This is a genomic window from Brenneria roseae subsp. americana, assembly GCF_003115815.1.
GTDB classification, from domain to species: Bacteria; Pseudomonadota; Gammaproteobacteria; order Enterobacterales; family Enterobacteriaceae; genus Brenneria; species Brenneria roseae.
In genome coordinates this window covers 274,812-290,103 of record NZ_QDKJ01000002.1, presented here as the reverse complement: position 1 = coordinate 290,103, position 15,292 = coordinate 274,812, and the positions used below count along the sequence as shown (strand labels likewise).

Sequence of the window (15,292 nt, the reverse complement as noted above, 5' to 3'; positions counted from 1 at the left end):
AGCGTTCCCTTATATTTTAAGCGTTCTGTTTTTCAGATACACATTCATCTGAAAATACTTCTTTCCGAATGGAAAAAATTCACTCTATATTATTTTTAAACAAAGCCATTACAAATAAGAAATAATTATGAAATATAAAGTCGATCTAAATTCCGATATGGGGGAGAACTTTGGCCCGTGGACAATTGGCGATAACGTCGATAAAGAAATAATGTCTTATATAAGTTCTGCCAATATTGCCACCGGTTTTCATGCCGGCGATCCGAATACCATGAGCCAAACCATTGCCTTGGCAAAATCTCATGGCGTCGCGATTGGCGCTCACCCAGGGTTCCGTGATTTAGTGGGTTTCGGACGCCGCAATATTAATATTCAACCCCAGGAACTCACCAACGACATTATTTATCAATTAGGCGCATTACGTGAATTTTCCACGCTTCATCAGCTACCGTTGCAACATATAAAGCCGCACGGCGCACTGTATATGCATCTCGCGCGGGATCAGGCCGCCGCGCAATTATTTGTGGAAACGCTGCATACGCTGGCACCCAATTTGCTGCTGTTCTGCCTGCATGGTTCTGCGATATGGCAGGAAGCAAAAAAGATACAACACCCTGTTATCTGTGAATTTTATGGCGACAGAGAATATGACGACAGCGGTTCGATCGTGTTTATCCGCCGCATGGGAGCACTCGATCCTGAACAGGTGGCAAAAAAAGTCCTGCGCGCCTGTCAGGAAGGCAAAGTCCGCACCATTGAAGGCAATGATATTACTGTCGAATTTGATTCAATCTGCATTCACAGCGATACGCCCAGCGCGCTGGCATTAATTAAACGTACGCGGGAGCGACTTAACCAAGCGGATATTCATGTTAAATCCCCAGGTATAGCCATGACTTAATTTAATAAAGATAAGGAGAATTAACGATGAAAGAATATGAGGTGTGTTCGCCTTTGCCCGGTGTTTTTTATCGACAGCCCGCGCCGGATGCCGCCGTTTTTATTGAGGAAAACGAGGCTGTCACTGAAAACACGATAATTGGTTTAATTGAAGTCATGAAACAATTCAGTGAAGTTTATGCTGAACAAGCCGGACAATTAATATCGTTTAACGTCAATAACGGTGAAGCGATCGAACCAGGACAGGTAATAGCCATCATAAAAACGAATACATAACGACAATAGTTACGTTTTTCTGAGGAGATGAAGAAGGTGAAAATACCAATAAAAAAACTACTTATCGCCAATCGCGGTGAAATAGCGCTACGCATCATTCACGCGGCCAAAAGTCTGGGTATTCCGACGGTGGCGGCGTGCAGCGAAGCGGACACGGATTCGCTGCCTGCACGTATTGCCGATGAGGTCTGCATTCTTGGTCCGGCGCGTGCCGACCAAAGTTATCTGAATCAGGAAGCGCTACTCCAGGGAGCCCACCACTGCGGCGCCAACGCCATTCATCCAGGATACGGTTTTCTTTCTGAGAACGCTGACTTTGCCCAGGCGGTTGAACAGGCGGGTCTGCTGTTTATCGGACCGGCACCGCAAACCATCAGGATGATGGGGGATAAGGCCATCGCCAGACTCACCGCACAGACGGCAGGCGTGCCGGTCGTGCCCGGCTCAGAGGCGCTGGCCAATCTCGAACAGGCCCTACGCAGTGCGGAAGAGATTGGCTACCCGCTGCTGATAAAAGCGGCGGCCGGCGGCGGCGGACGCGGCATTCGGGTGGTCGCCGATGAGGCGGAACTGGTGCGTGATTTCCCCCTCGCCCGCCACGAATCAACGGCCGCCTTTGGCTGCGGTGATGTCTATCTGGAACGTTTTATCCAGCATGCACGGCATATTGAAGTACAAATACTCGGCGACGGCGAACGCGTCGTGCATCTGTATGAACGAGAATGCTCGCTGCAACGCCGACGGCAAAAGATCTTTGAGGAAGCGCCCTCGTCAGCACTCTCACCAGAACAGCGCGAAGCCATTTGCCACAGCGCATTGAAACTGGCGCAACAGCTACGCTACCGGGGAGCGGGAACGCTGGAATACCTGTTTGACGAGGATAGCGGAAAGTTCTACTTCATTGAAATGAACACCCGCATTCAGGTAGAGCACCCGGTCACGGAGATGGTCACTGGCGTCGATCTGGTGCAGTGGATGCTTAGAATTGCACAAGGCGAAAAGCTCAGTCTGCGTCAGGAAGCGATCGCACTCAGCGGCAACGCCTGCGAGATGCGCATCAATGCCGAAGATCCGGATCGGAACTTTTTCCCCTGCCCCGGCGTTATCGACAAGCTGGTGTGGCCGCAGGGGGAAGGGATTCGTATTGATAGCCATCTCTTCAGCGGCTATCGCATTCCGCCCTATTACGATTCCCTGCTGGCGAAACTGGTGGTGCACGGACGCGATCGTCAACAGATGCTGGCTCGGGCCGAACAGGCATTACGACAGTTGCGCCTTACCGGCATCCACACTACCCAGTCCCTGCATCAATGGCTGATCGCGGACCCGCGTCTGCGAGCCGGACAGTTTGATACCACCTCTCTGGAAGGCTGGTTACAACAACGGGCATCAACCAAGACGCCGCTTTTCCGGGAGGCCTGATATGGAAAACTCTGCCATTCGTTACAGTTTTGGTGGTGATGAGCATCTTTTTGCTGAAATCGATGAAGCCATGTCGCTATCCGCGTTCTTTCGCGGTCTGGCCATCACCCGCGCGGTTGAACAGTTGGCGATCCCCGGCATTCTGGACATTTGCCTAGCCAACGCGTCGTTTCAGATCCGGTTTAATCCGGATATCGTTTCACCTCAGACGCTGCTGGAAACGGTACAACGGACGGAAAGCCAGGCGCAGAGCGTTAACCGACTTGAGACCCGCATCATTGAAATTCCGGTGTTATACAACGATCCCTGGACCCGGGAGACGCTGATGCGTTTTCGCGATCGCCATCAGGACCCCAGCGCAACCGATCTGGAATACGCCGCCCGCATCAACGGCTATCAGGATATCAACGCATTTATTGATGCCCACAGCGGCACGCCGTGGTTTGTCTCGATGGTAGGATTCGTCGCCGGTTTACCCTTCATGTTTCAGATGGCGGAACAGCAAAAACAGCTTCAGGTCCCTAAATATCTACGGCCCCGCACCGATACGCCTCGTCTGTCGGTGGGACACGGCGGCTGTTTCGGCTGCATTTACTCCGTGCGCGGTGCGGGCGGCTATCAACTGTTTGGGGTGACGCCCGCGCCGATTTACGATCCCGCGCAAACGCTGGACTATTTTCAGGAGTCGCTCGTGTTTTTCCGTACCGGCGATATCGTGCAGTTCAAACCCATTGACCCGCAGCACTATGAGCAGGACGTGCAGGCGGTCGAGCAGGGAACGTTCGCTTTACGTATCCGCCCGGTGACGTTTGAGCTGGATAAGTTTGTCGCCGATCCCACTCGGTATAAACACTATCTTCAGGAGGTGCTATATGCAGATTAATGTCCTAAAACCCGGACTGGCGACCTCCGTGCAGGATACGGGACGGGAAGGCTATTACCATCTCGGCATTCCCCCTTCTGGCGGTCTGGATCAGTATTCCCTGCGCATGGCTAACCTGCTGGTGGGAAACAACGCGTCCGCAGCCGTACTTGAGCTAACGCTACTGGGGCCCGAACTGAAATTTACGGCCGACAGTCTGGTAGCCCTTTGCGGCGCGAACATGAAACCGCGGCTGGATGGCGAAGAGATGCCTATGCATACCGCCTTTAGCGTCAAGGCGGGACAAGTTCTGCGTTTTGGCTACGCCACCGCGGGTTGCCGGAGTTATCTGGCGGTAGCGGGCGGTATCGACGTACCGGAGGTATTGGGAAGCCGTTCAACCTATACGCTGGGGGCGCTGGGTGGATTTCAGGGGCGTCGTCTCGCCGCTAATGACGCGTTGCCCATCGGGATACCCGAAAAACGAGTCGCACCGGGCGCCACCGTACCAGCGGATTATCTGCCGGTATTCAGCAAGGACGTTACGCTGCGCATGGTGCCGGGGTTGTATATCCATCGTCTGCTCCCGCAGGCCGCAGAACAGTTTTTTACCGATAGCTGGTCCGTGGGCACAGAGGCTGACCGTATCGGCTATCGGCTGAAAGGCGGATCGCCGCTGGCCTTCCAGCCCCGAACACCCCCTTTTGGCGCGGGTTCCGATCCCTCCAATATCGTGGATGCCTGCTACCCGATTGGTTCAATCCAGGTTCCAGGAGGACTCGAACCAATTGTCCTGCTGCGTGATGCGGTTTCCGGTGGGGGATATATGACGCTGGGTACGGTGATCAGCGCCGATTTGGATCTTGTCGGGCAGTTGCAGCCCAATTACCGGGCACGTTTTGTCGCCGTATCACTGGAAGACGCGCTGGACGCGCGACAACGCTATCGCCAGCGTCTGGCACAGCTTGAACATCTGTTTGTGAACTGAACCTGCCTTTATACCGGGCGTCTGTCCCGTTTGGCATCGTCCGGACGGTGGATCTGTTCGTCCTTAATTGATGCTCTCAATCGGGCCCTGTCATCCGACAGGTATGCCTGCTTTCCGGAGGTTTACAATGGCTGATCTATCTCAAATTGAAGGTTCGCATGATGCCACATCCGCCGAAACCGTCACCGACGCAGAACGGATGGGAAAACTTTCTTTAACCATGGCCTGGTGGGCCGTGTGCAGCGCCATTTTCTATATCGTGGTCGGGGCTTCTCTGGCGTTAAATTACGGGGCCAGAAACGCCATTATCGGCATGGTGCTCTCCGTCATCAGCTATGGGCTGATTAATGCGGCCATCAGCCGTTTTGCCATTCGCAGCGGTTTATCCGTCGCGCTGTTTTCCAACCTGCTGTTCGGACGGCTTGGTTCGGCGCTGGCGACACTGATTTTCTTCTCGACCGCCATCTATTACGCGGTTTTTGAAGGGTCGGTCATCGCCTTTGCCCTTAACCATCTCTTCCCGCAACTGCCCTACTACTGGGCGGCGCTGATCGTGGTGCTCTACAGCGTGCCGCTGATTTTCGGCAGCGTACAACACTGGCTGGATAAGTTTAACGGCGTTTTGCTGCCATTTTACCTGATCGGTCTGCTGCTCACCGTGCTGGTCGCGATTAACTATTATGGTTATCAGCCGCAATGGCTGGAATTCGGACCGGACTCGCCGCCGGCTTACGGATGGTGGAACTGCTTCACCTACTATATGGGGGTCTGGATCCTGATGATGTATACCTTCGACTATGCACGCTTCGGCAAACAGAAGGACAGCGACTATCATGCGCAGTTTAACTTTGGCATGCCGTTCTACCTGATCACGTTCCTGCTGAACGGCGTGGCGGGTATTTATCTGGTCAGCAGCTTTGAACAACAGGGCGGCGTGAGTGAAATCTCGGTGGTGGTCGCCATCCTGAACTTACTGGGGCTATGGGGATTGCTGTTTGTCTGGGTCAGCCAGACGCGCATCAACACCGCCAATTATTATCTGGCAACGGTGAATATGCAGGTGTTTTTCGATCGCCTGTTCCGCATCCGCTACCAAAAAATCGTGTGGGCATGCATTGTCGGCGCGGTCGTTTATGTGCTGATGCTGGCGAATATTTTCGCCTACATTCTACAGGCATTAGCGTATCAGGGGGTATTTGTGGTGGCCTGGGTCGGCGTGGCGCTGGGGCATATCTTTTTTGTCGGTCGGGCGCCGTCTCAACCGGCTGAACAGACCTTCAGCCTGCGAGGACTTAGCGCCTGGTTTTTAAGCGTCGCCGCAGGCATCGTACTGATGCACGGCAGCGACGTGTGGCAATCGTTTTCCGCGCCGGCGACCTTCGCCATTGCGCTACTGCTGTACAGCTTCTGGCCGCGCCAAAAATCCGCTTAGTCCCGGCCAGCGGCAGAAACGGAAAAAGTTGGTAGAGACAGACTGCGTTTTCAGCAGTCTGTCTCTAACGACGACGATTGACTATTTATAAACAATCTCGCCTCGCGGTTCATACGCCGCGGCATCCAGCGGAGAGTGTTTTTCAATGTACTGTTTCAGGACTTCAGCATCGATAAATCCGGTATTCACGTAGCTGGGTAAACGATCAATACGCGGATACCCATCCCCGCCCAACGCGTTAAAATTCAGCGTAGCCATACGGTAGACGTTATTTGCCTGCAACGGTTCCCCTTTGATTTTAATGTCCTGCACGCCCTCACCGTCGGCAATCAGGCTGACGTTAAGGAACTGAGCATACGCACCGGAATCGACCTTTTTATTGGCGACCACCGCCAGATACTTTTCCACTTCGCTGCCTTTCATATCGACATAAACCAGCGTGTTGGCAAAAGGCTGCACTTTCAGCACACTTTTATACGTGATATCTCCGGATTCAATGGAGTCTCGCACGCCGCCGCCGCTCATGACGGCAAAATCTGCGTTCGCACGCTCAAGCTGGGCGGACAACAGCACCCGGGCCAAATTGGTCTGATGGAAACGAACCTGACTACGATCGCCCTCCAGTTTTCCGTTGACGCTGCCGACTTTCACATCCAGTTGCGCCTGACCTTTTTCCTGGAAGGGCGTCAGCATGTTCAGCACGGAAGGGTCTTGCGCAATTTCCTGCGTGTAGTAAACGCGTTCACTTTTTCCGTCCGCTTGCTCGACTTTTTTCTTCAGGTTGACCGGAATAAGCTGGTAGTGATCCAGTTTCAACTCGCCATTGCGGAAAGTGAAATCTGCACGGCCGACATATTTACCCCATTCATGTGCCTGAACAATCCAGATTCCATTTTGACGATCCGGAGCACAGGGCGTACCAGGCACATAATCCACCTGTTTTTTATTTTCGCTGGCCATACAAAGCGGGTCCTGCGAATGGCCGCCGACAATCATGTCAAGGTAACCAGCAGGCAGGCTACGCGCCATTTCCACATCACCCGGCGCATTAGAGCCATGCTGACCATCGTCATAATGGCCCATATGCGTCGCCGCGATGATGACATCCGGCTTTTCCGTCTGGCGTAATTCATCGACTACCTGTCTGGCCTCGGCCGCGGGCTGACGAAATTCGATATCCGTAAAATACTCAGGATTACCCAGTTTGGCGGTATCGTCGGTTGTCAGGCCGATAACAGCGATTTTTACCCCTTGTTTATCAAACAGGGCATACGGTTTGAACAGACGTTTATTAGTGCTCTTTTGATAAATATTGGCGGAAAGCAGCGGAAAATCGGCCCATTTTTCCTGCTGACGCAGCACCGAAAGCGGGTTGTCAAACTCGTGGTTACCCAGCGCCATCGCATCATAGCCAACCATATTCATGCCGCGAAAGTCCGGCTCGGCATCCTGTAAATCCGATTCGGGCACCCCGGTATTGATATCACCGCCGGACAGCAACAGAACACTCCCTCCCTTGCTGGTGACGTCCTGACGAATTTGATCAACCAGTGTTTTTTGTGCCGCCAACCCATACTCACCATAATCATTTTGCCAGAAGTGGCCGTGATGATCGTTTGTATGCAATATTGTGATGGCATACGTTTTATCTTTTTCCCAGGCCATTGCGCCTGTAGACGTCAGCGCCAGCGATACCGCAACCGCGTAGCCCAGAGTTTTTATTGAAAAACGCATGATAAATCTCCATTTATTTTAAATACCCAGTGACTGTGGATAGAGAAACCCTGCCAATCAGGCTAGCACAGACTGATGAACCCGATCTGACGTTGTCCCTTAAGGAAGCGGCACACATTCTATAATAGATGTGTTTCATCAAGCACACTTATCCATTCTTTCGATAGTCAACTCAGTCGGGCTGTCTTCGTGTTGTCATGAATTCTTCTTAATATGGATAGTTCGTCGGGATAATCCATTTTCACGCTCTTTATTCCTTATTTTCTCTGGTTTTTGACCTGACGATGGCGTTGTTTTACCGGATACGCTGAAAAGTCATGTGGGATACTCACCAAGATAGGCGCTTTATGGTAATAATTACGCATGTTTATCAATGCTTATCGTGAGAAACCGTGTTTAAATCTGTGTTACAATATGAATAGCTTGGTAAACTAACCTTTTTTACAAAAAACCATTTTTTCCCAAGCAAGATTTCTCCATATGCAATAGAATTTGTATATTGCCGACGTTGCTGGCCTTGCCGTCAAGAAAAAACAAACGAATTACACAATCGGGTGATTCCAACGGGTGAGAAGCCATTCACCATGTTCTCATGATGTTTTGGCTGCGACGTCAGATAAGAAGGGTAAGAAGAAGTCCGCTCATTCACGTTTCACCTCATGGCACAAGGAGTCGGGATGCATGCTGCAACACCTCTAATTTCTACTATTTCCGGAGGGCTGGTACTCGCCTTCCTTCTCGGTATTCTGGCGAATCGCCTGCGCATCTCCCCTCTTGTTGGCTATCTCGTTGCCGGTGTACTCGTCGGGCCGTTTACGCCAGGATTTGTTGCTGACACCTCACTGGCGCCGGAATTGGCGGAGTTGGGTGTTATTCTTTTGATGTTTGGCGTCGGTTTGCACTTCTCCCTGAAAGACCTGATGGCGGTAAAATCAATCGCAATTCCCGGAGCCATAGCGCAGATCGCCGTAGCAACATTGCTTGGCATGGCGCTTTCGGCCATGCTGGGCTGGAGTTTGGCAAGCGGTCTGGTGTTCGGCCTCTGCCTTTCCACTGCCAGTACCGTTGTCCTGCTGCGGGCATTGGAAGAGCGACAGCTAATTGACAGCCAACGCGGCCAAATCGCCATCGGTTGGCTGATTGTTGAAGATCTGGCCATGGTGCTAACGCTGGTTCTCCTGCCGGCATTTGGTGACATGATTGGTGCGGAACACGCGAATACCGGCAAACTGCTACGCGATCTGGCCTGGACCATCGGTAAAGTCATTGCCTTTATTACCCTGATGATTGTTGTCGGACGTCGTCTGGTTCCCTGGGTACTGGCGAAAAGCGCCAGTACCGGCTCCCGCGAACTGTTTACGCTGGCAGTGCTTGCCATGGCACTGGGCATCGCCTTCGGCGCGGTTAAACTGTTTGATGTTTCTTTTGCTCTGGGCGCATTCTTCGCTGGCGTGGTGCTGAATGAATCGGAACTCAGTCAGCGGGCGGCACACGATACTTTGCCTCTGCGTGATGCCTTCGCGGTTCTGTTCTTTGTTTCCGTCGGCATGCTGTTCGACCCGATGATCCTCATCAATGACCCGATTGCCGTCTTGATTACGCTGGCGATCATTGTATTCGGCAAGTCGGCCGCCGCATTTATTCTGGTGCGGTTGTTTGGTCACTCCAAGCGCACCGCGTTGACGATTTCTGCCAGCCTGGCGCAAATCGGCGAATTTGCCTTTATCCTTGCCGGTCTCGGCATCGCGCTGGGTCTGCTGTCAGAGGAAGGTCGTAGCCTGGTGCTGGCCGGGGCAATTCTCTCTATCATGATCAACCCATTGATCTTTGCAATGCTTGAACGCTATCTGGCGAAAAACGAAACCATTGAAGAGCAGATCGTGGAAGAAGCGATTGAGGAAGAGAAACAGATCCCCGTCGATTTATGCAACCATGCGCTGCTGGTCGGCTATGGACGCGTAGGCAGCCTGATTGGCGCTAAACTGCATCAGGTCGGCATTCCAGTGGTCGTGGTTGAAAACTCCCGCTCGCGTGTCGATGCCCTGCGTGAGCAAGGCATCAAGGCTGTCCTCGGCAACGCCACCAAACCCGAGATCATGGAAATCGCCCGTCTGGACTGCGCGCGTTGGCTGTTACTCACTATTCCCAACGGTTATGAAGCCGGGGAAATTGTGGCCGCCGCACGGGAAAAGCGCTCCGATCTGGAGATCATTGCCCGCGCGCATTATGACGACGAAGTCAGCTATATCACGGAACATGGCGCCAATGAGGTGGTGATGGGCGAACGTGAAATAGCCAATAGCATGATCACATTGCTGAATCTGGATAAAGAGCCGGCGACTCCGCGGGAATGTCCTATCTGATTTCTGGTAAGGGCGATTGCTCCGACGATCGCCTTCCATAGCAACAAGGCGGGATTATCCCCGCCTTGATTTTCTGCTGTTATCGCACGTTGGCTTAATCTGCTTTTGTGACTAACTGCTCAAGCATATCGATGTGCAACGGATCGTCATTCAGCGCGGGAATGTAATTAAATGCTTCGCCGCCCGCATGCAAAAATATCTCGCGGTTCTGCTCCTGAATCTCTTCCAGCGTTTCCAGACAGTCTGCGGCAAACCCCGGACACATAATCTGAATACGTTTAACGCCCTGCGAAGGCAGCGCCTGCATCGTTGCATCCGTATAAGGCGTCAGCCAGGGCTCGCGTCCGAAACGTGACTGGAAGGTCATCATCACCTTTTCCTGCGGCAATCCCAATGCGGCAATCAATGCCTCAGTGGTTGCATGACAACGCTGTGGATAGTCATCGCCTTCGTTGGCATAACGCTGCGGGATGCCATGAAAAGAGAGCACCAGTCGATCGGGCTCGCCGTGCCCGGCAAAAGCCTGTTCAACCCGATATTTTAATGCGGCAATATAAGCAGGGTGTTCGGCGTAATCGCGAATAAAGCGAATGGCGGGCAATTGCCGATAGCGGCGTAACTGCGTCGCCAGTCCATCCCAGACGGAGGCCGTGGTCGAACAGGAATACTGGGGATACATCGGGATAACCACCAGCTGTGTGACTCCCTGCAATAACAGTTTATCCAGCGCAGAATGCAGGCTGGGAGAACCATAGCTCATCCCCAACTCGACAGGAGTATCAGGCAGACGTGTCGCCAGCGCCTGTTGTTGCCGACGACTAATCACCAGCAGCGGCGAGCCGCCCTCCATCCAGACGGACTGATAGAGTTTTGCCACTCGCGGAGAGCGGAACGGCAGAATGACGCCACGCAGCAGCGGCTGCCATAACAGACGAGACGTATCCACGACACGCCTGTCGCTCAGGAACTCGGCCAGATAGCGTTTCACCGCCTGCGGTGTCGGTGCATCGGGCGTCCCTAAATTCACCATCAAAACGCCGAGTTTCTCTACTCTCATACCTTCCCCTTAAAACAAGCCGCTTATCTATCCAGCCAACCCGCTATGTCTACCTATCAGAATCTTTATTGTAGCGAAAAAACCAAACCAATACGGGTAGATAGCATGGTTAAAACCGATGTCACTAATAGAAGAAAGTAACCGTGATCGCGCCGCCGACATAAAAACGCGCCTGCGTTTTTCAACGTCACGCAGTGACGGCCCGCCATAAAAAATGCCAGACGGTCGTCTGGCATCAGAAGCATTACCCTATGTTCCGGGCGTCGGGGATATCAGCCCAGGATCGTTTCCAGTTCGGCGCGAACTTCTGCGACTTTGCGCGTACCTTCCACTTTGAAATAACGGGTGTTGCCCGCATCAGCTTCTTTCTGGTAGTAAGCCACCAGCGGCGCGGTTTGCTGATGATATTCCACCAGACGTTTACGTACGGTTTCTTCCTGATCGTCTTTACGCGTCGTCAGTTCTTCGCCCGTGACGTCATCCTTGCCTTCAACTTTAGGCGGATTAAATTTCACATGATAAACACGGCCGGACGCGGCATGAACGCGACGTCCCACAATACGATCGACGATCAGTTCATCAGGAACAGCAAATTCAATCACATAGTCCACATTGATGCCCGCTTCTTTCATGGCATCAGCCTGAGGAATAGTCCGCGGGAAACCATCCAGCAGAAAACCGTTATGACAATCATCCTGGGCGATACGTTCTTTAACCAGGGCAATGACCAATTCATCCGTCACCAGCTTACCAGCGTCCATGATTTCTTTAGCCTGCTTACCCAGTTCAGTACCCGCTTTTACCGCGGCACGTAGCATATCACCAGTGGAAATCTGCGGGATCCCGTATTTTTCCATGATGAATTGAGCCTGAGTACCTTTGCCTGCGCCTGGAGCGCCCAGCAGAATAATACGCATTGCGTAAATCCCCTTGCTATGTAGTTTTTATAAAATAAATTTGAAAAACGCTAAACCATACCATTCCAGGCGCTTATCCTCAAGGAACGGGCTCGCTTCAGCATATCATCAGCCGGTGAAAAAGCCGCCAAACCTTATGGTCGGACGGTCATGACTGTGAGTGTAGACGAATAAAAGAATATTCGACGAGGTGGAAACCAGAGAAAATCCGATCGGCCGCTGCCACGCGAATGGGTATGGCGTCATAACCGATAAATAATAAAAAAACGCCGCAAGCGGCGTTTAACGACCCCGGAGAACCGGGGTCTGAGAGATGATGATATCAGGCTGTCAACAACTGGTTCATGCGACGGATAAACTGGTTAGGATCGTCCAGCGTACCGCGCTCTGCCAGTAAAGCCTGATCGAGCAGCAGCTCCACCCATTCGGCGAATCCGGCTTCATCACTGACATCGGCAGCACGCTTAACCAGCGCATGTTCCGGGTTCAGTTCAAAAATATACTTCACTTCCGGCGCCTGTTGTCCGGCAGCGGCAAACAGTTTCGCCATCTGCGTACTCATTTCATTGGCGTCAGTGACCACAATCGCAGGCGTATCCGTCAGACGATGCGTCAAACGAACGTCTTTCACTCGCTCACCCAACAGGGTTTTCACGCGATCGACAAAAGGCTCCAGCGCTTTTTCCGCTTCTTTCTGCGCGTCGTTTTCTTCATCCGCCAGCTTATCCAGCGCTTCATCCGCCTTGCTGACCGACTGGAATGACTTGCCATCGAACTCAGTCAGGTAGCTCATCATCCATTCGTCGATACGATCGGACAACAGCAACACTTCAATGCCTTTCTTGCGGAACAGCTCCAGATGCGGGCTGCTCTTCGCGGCGGCATAGCTGTCAGCCGTGATGTAATAAATTTTATCCTGACCTTCAACCATCCGGCCAACATACTCTTCCAGCGATACGGTCTGTGCCGAGCTGTCGGACTGCGTCGTGGCAAAGCGCAGCAGTTTAGCGATCGCTTCGCGGTTGCCGCTGTCTTCAGCCGGGCCCTCTTTCAGCACCAGACCGAACTGTTGCCAGAAGGTTTGATATTTTTCCGCGTCATCTTTCGCCAGTTTTTCCAGCATCTGCAATACGCGTTTGGTCAGGGCATTACGCAGGTTCTGAGTGACGCGGCTATCCTGCAAAATTTCGCGGGAAACGTTGAGCGGCAGATCATTGGAATCAATCAGGCCGCGAACGAAACGCAGATAGTTCGGCATGAACTGTTCGGCATCGTCCATAATAAATACGCGCTGAACATACAGTTTCAGGCCGTGTTTATGGTCGCGGTTCCACATGTCCCACGGCGCACGGGCAGGGATATACAGCAGGCTGGTGTACTCCTGCTTGCCTTCCACACGGTTGTGGCTCCAGCTCAGCGGGTCGGTAAAATCATGAGCGATGTGCTTGTAGAACTCGTTATATTCTTCATCGCTGATTTCAGATTTGCTGCGCGTCCACAGGGCCTGCGCCTTGTTGATCTTCTCCCAGCTTACGGTTGATTCGCCGCCTTCTTCTTCACTTTCCGTTCGGGATTCAATCTCCACCGGCAGCGCAATGTGATCGGAGTATTTGCTGATGATGGAGCGCACGCGCCAGTCATCCAGAAACTCATCTTCCCCTTCCCGCAGATGCAGCGTAATTTCAGTGCCGCGATCGTCTTTGGTGATATCGGCGATGGTGTAGTCCCCCTCGCCCGCCGATTCCCAGAACACCGCCTGATCGGCAGCCGCGCCAGCCGCACGAGTGCGCACCGTAACCTTATCCGCTACGATAAAGGCCGAATAAAAACCAACGCCAAACTGACCAATCAGTTGGCTGTCTTTAATCTGATCGGACCCCATCGACTCCAAAAACGCTTTTGTACCCGATTTAGCGATCGTTCCCAGATTATCAATCACTTCCTCACGGCTCATACCAATACCGTTATCAGAAATCGTCAGAGTACGTTTTTCTTTATCGGTCGAAACTCGCACGCGCAGGTCGCCGTCGCCGGCATACAGTTCAGGGGCAGACAATGCCCGGAAACGTAATTTATCTGCCGCATCGGAGGCATTGGAGATCAATTCACGCAGGAAGATTTCTTTATTGGAATACAGTGAATGGATCATCAAATGCAGCAGTTGCTTTACTTCGGACTGGAATCCACGGGTTTCTTGGCCTTTCATACTCATTGTTGCTTACCTCAATCCTAATATTATTCAGGCTGATTAAACTGACGATGAGCATGAAGTGGGGATAGGACACGATAATTTCAAGGGCGAGGCCAGGCAAAAAAAGCGGATAAATAAAAGGGTAACCCGGCAGTCAGGCAGCACTCTGACAGCCGGTTGAGATTAAAACTTGAAAGGTTGACGACCGGCAAGCGAGTGGGAAAGCGTGGTGCCATCCACCATTTCCAACTCTCCCCCGACAGGAACGCCATGGGCAATCCGGCTGGCCATCACGCCATACTGCGCACACAGTTCGGCAATGTAGTTAGCCGTCGCGTCACCTTCCACCGTCGGGTTGGTGGCCAGAATGACTTCGCCGATCGATTCGCTTTGCAGACGCTCTTCCAGACGCCCCAGACCAATATCATCCGGGCCGATCCCATCGAGCGGCGATAAATGCCCCATCAGCACAAAGTAACGTCCGGCAAACTGCCCGGTCTGTTCGATGGCATGAATATCCGCCGGGCTTTCCACCACGCAGATCTGACCATTTTGCTGACGGCGCGGGTTGGAACAGATGGTGCACACATCCTGTTCGGTGAAGGTGCGGCAGTCGGCACAGTGACCGACTTCAGACATGGCGCGAGTCAGCGCCTGCGCCAGACGCATCCCTCCGCTGCGGTTACGCTGCAGCAGATGAAAAGCCATGCGCTGCGCCGATTTCGGCCCGACCCCCGGCAAACAGCGCAACGCCTCCATCAGTGCTTCAAGAAGCGGACTGGTTTGCATCAGAACGGCATCTTAAAGCCTGGCGGCAACTGCATGCCGCTGGAAACAGAAGCCATTTTCTCTTTCTGCGTTTCGTCAATACGACGCGCGGCATCGTTGAACGCCGCCGCGATCAGATCTTCCAGCATTTCTTTATCGTCTTCCATCAGGCTGGGATCGATCTCAACACGGCGGCAATTGTGCGCCCCATTGATCGTAATCTTCACCAGACCGGCGCCCGATTCACCCGTGACTTCCAGATTTGCAATCTCTTCCTGCATCTGCTGCATTTTTTCCTGCATCTGCTGGGCTTGCTTCATCAGATTGCCAATTCCACCTTTACCAAACATAGTTTTCTCTCTATCACTTCGGGCTGCAAACT

The 15,292-nt window shown here is 52.7% G+C and carries 13 protein-coding genes; 7 read left to right on the top strand and 6 right to left on the bottom strand.

The annotated features are described in order from the left end of the window. Positions 1 to 127: 127 nt before the first annotated feature. The 6 genes from B4923_RS03275 to B4923_RS03250 all read left to right on the top strand — a co-directional run bounded on the left by B4923_RS03275 (position 128) and on the right by B4923_RS03250 (position 5,880). Positions 128 to 901, top strand: coding sequence for a 5-oxoprolinase subunit PxpA (locus B4923_RS03275; protein ID WP_109052930.1), 774 nt, complete (start codon positions 128 to 130; stop codon positions 899 to 901). A gap of 26 nt (positions 902 to 927) precedes the next feature. Further along, entirely contained in the window at positions 928 to 1,176 is a 249-nt protein-coding gene (locus B4923_RS03270; protein WP_109052929.1) for an acetyl-CoA carboxylase, read from the top strand. Between the two features lie 36 nt (positions 1,177 to 1,212). Then, entirely contained in the window at positions 1,213 to 2,598 is a 1,386-nt protein-coding gene (locus tag B4923_RS03265) for an acetyl-CoA carboxylase biotin carboxylase subunit (protein ID WP_109053060.1), read from the top strand. Position 2,599: 1 nt separating this feature from the next. Next, entirely contained in the window at positions 2,600 to 3,481 is an 882-nt protein-coding gene (locus B4923_RS03260; RefSeq protein WP_109052928.1) for a 5-oxoprolinase subunit B family protein, read from the top strand. Beyond that, entirely contained in the window at positions 3,471 to 4,448 is a 978-nt protein-coding gene (locus tag B4923_RS03255) for a 5-oxoprolinase subunit C family protein (protein WP_109052927.1), read from the top strand. Before B4923_RS03260 ends, B4923_RS03255 begins: the two co-directional genes overlap by 11 nt. 127 nt (positions 4,449 to 4,575) lie before the next feature. After that, entirely contained in the window at positions 4,576 to 5,880 is a 1,305-nt protein-coding gene (locus B4923_RS03250; RefSeq protein WP_109052926.1) for a purine-cytosine permease family protein, read from the top strand. 81 nt (positions 5,881 to 5,961) lie between these two features. Here B4923_RS03250 and ushA read toward each other — a convergent pair whose 3' ends face one another. Further along, a complete protein-coding gene (gene ushA / locus B4923_RS03245) occupies positions 5,962 to 7,614 on the bottom strand; it encodes a bifunctional UDP-sugar hydrolase/5'-nucleotidase UshA (RefSeq protein ID WP_109052925.1) in 1,653 nt (550 codons plus the stop codon). Between the two features lie 677 nt (positions 7,615 to 8,291). On the opposite strand from ushA, the gene ybaL reads away from it, so the two are divergent. Continuing rightward, on the top strand, positions 8,292 to 9,977 hold the full coding sequence (gene ybaL, locus B4923_RS03240; RefSeq protein WP_109052924.1) for a YbaL family putative K(+) efflux transporter: 1,686 nt from the start codon (positions 8,292 to 8,294) through the stop codon (positions 9,975 to 9,977). Positions 9,978 to 10,071: 94 nt separating this feature from the next. Here ybaL and hemH read toward each other — a convergent pair whose 3' ends face one another. The 5 genes from hemH to B4923_RS03210 all read right to left on the bottom strand — a co-directional run bounded on the left by hemH (position 10,072) and on the right by B4923_RS03210 (position 15,260). After that, a complete protein-coding gene (hemH, locus tag B4923_RS03235; protein WP_109052923.1) occupies positions 10,072 to 11,034 on the bottom strand; it encodes a ferrochelatase in 963 nt (320 codons plus the stop codon). A gap of 272 nt (positions 11,035 to 11,306) precedes the next feature. Further along, complete coding sequence (gene adk, locus B4923_RS03225; RefSeq protein ID WP_109052921.1) at positions 11,307 to 11,951, bottom strand: adenylate kinase; 645 nt, start codon at positions 11,949 to 11,951, stop codon at positions 11,307 to 11,309. Between the two features lie 322 nt (positions 11,952 to 12,273). Then, on the bottom strand, positions 12,274 to 14,157 hold the full coding sequence (gene htpG / locus B4923_RS03220; protein ID WP_211313919.1) for a molecular chaperone HtpG: 1,884 nt from the start codon (positions 14,155 to 14,157) through the stop codon (positions 12,274 to 12,276). Positions 14,158 to 14,325: 168 nt separating this feature from the next. After that, positions 14,326 to 14,931: a recombination mediator RecR gene (gene recR / locus B4923_RS03215; protein ID WP_109052919.1), complete on the bottom strand. Its 606-nt coding sequence runs from the start codon at positions 14,929 to 14,931 to the stop codon at positions 14,326 to 14,328. Beyond that, on the bottom strand, positions 14,931 to 15,260 hold the full coding sequence (locus B4923_RS03210) for a YbaB/EbfC family nucleoid-associated protein (protein ID WP_109052918.1): 330 nt from the start codon (positions 15,258 to 15,260) through the stop codon (positions 14,931 to 14,933). Before B4923_RS03210 ends, recR begins: the two co-directional genes overlap by 1 nt. Positions 15,261 to 15,292 lie beyond the last annotated feature (32 nt).

Bases quoted from the DNA above. Each gene is read 5' to 3' on its own strand.
- recR (WP_109052919.1), bottom strand. From the start codon at position 14,931: ATGCAAACCAGTCCGCTTCTTGAAGCACTGATGGAGGCGTTGCGCTGT.
- adk (WP_109052921.1), bottom strand. From the start codon at position 11,951: ATGCGTATTATTCTGCTGGGCGCTCCAGGCGCAGGCAAAGGTACTCAG.
- htpG (WP_211313919.1), bottom strand. From the start codon at position 14,157: ATGAAAGGCCAAGAAACCCGTGGATTCCAGTCCGAAGTAAAGCAACTG.
- B4923_RS03260 (WP_109052928.1), top strand. From the start codon at position 2,600: ATGGAAAACTCTGCCATTCGTTACAGTTTTGGTGGTGATGAGCATCTT.
- ushA (WP_109052925.1), bottom strand. From the start codon at position 7,614: ATGCGTTTTTCAATAAAAACTCTGGGCTACGCGGTTGCGGTATCGCTG.
- B4923_RS03255 (WP_109052927.1), top strand. From the start codon at position 3,471: ATGCAGATTAATGTCCTAAAACCCGGACTGGCGACCTCCGTGCAGGAT.
- B4923_RS03275 (WP_109052930.1), top strand. From the start codon at position 128: ATGAAATATAAAGTCGATCTAAATTCCGATATGGGGGAGAACTTTGGC.
- ybaL (WP_109052924.1), top strand. From the start codon at position 8,292: ATGCATGCTGCAACACCTCTAATTTCTACTATTTCCGGAGGGCTGGTA.
- B4923_RS03270 (WP_109052929.1), top strand. From the start codon at position 928: ATGAAAGAATATGAGGTGTGTTCGCCTTTGCCCGGTGTTTTTTATCGA.
- B4923_RS03210 (WP_109052918.1), bottom strand. From the start codon at position 15,260: ATGTTTGGTAAAGGTGGAATTGGCAATCTGATGAAGCAAGCCCAGCAG.
- B4923_RS03250 (WP_109052926.1), top strand. From the start codon at position 4,576: ATGGCTGATCTATCTCAAATTGAAGGTTCGCATGATGCCACATCCGCC.
- hemH (WP_109052923.1), bottom strand. From the start codon at position 11,034: ATGAGAGTAGAGAAACTCGGCGTTTTGATGGTGAATTTAGGGACGCCC.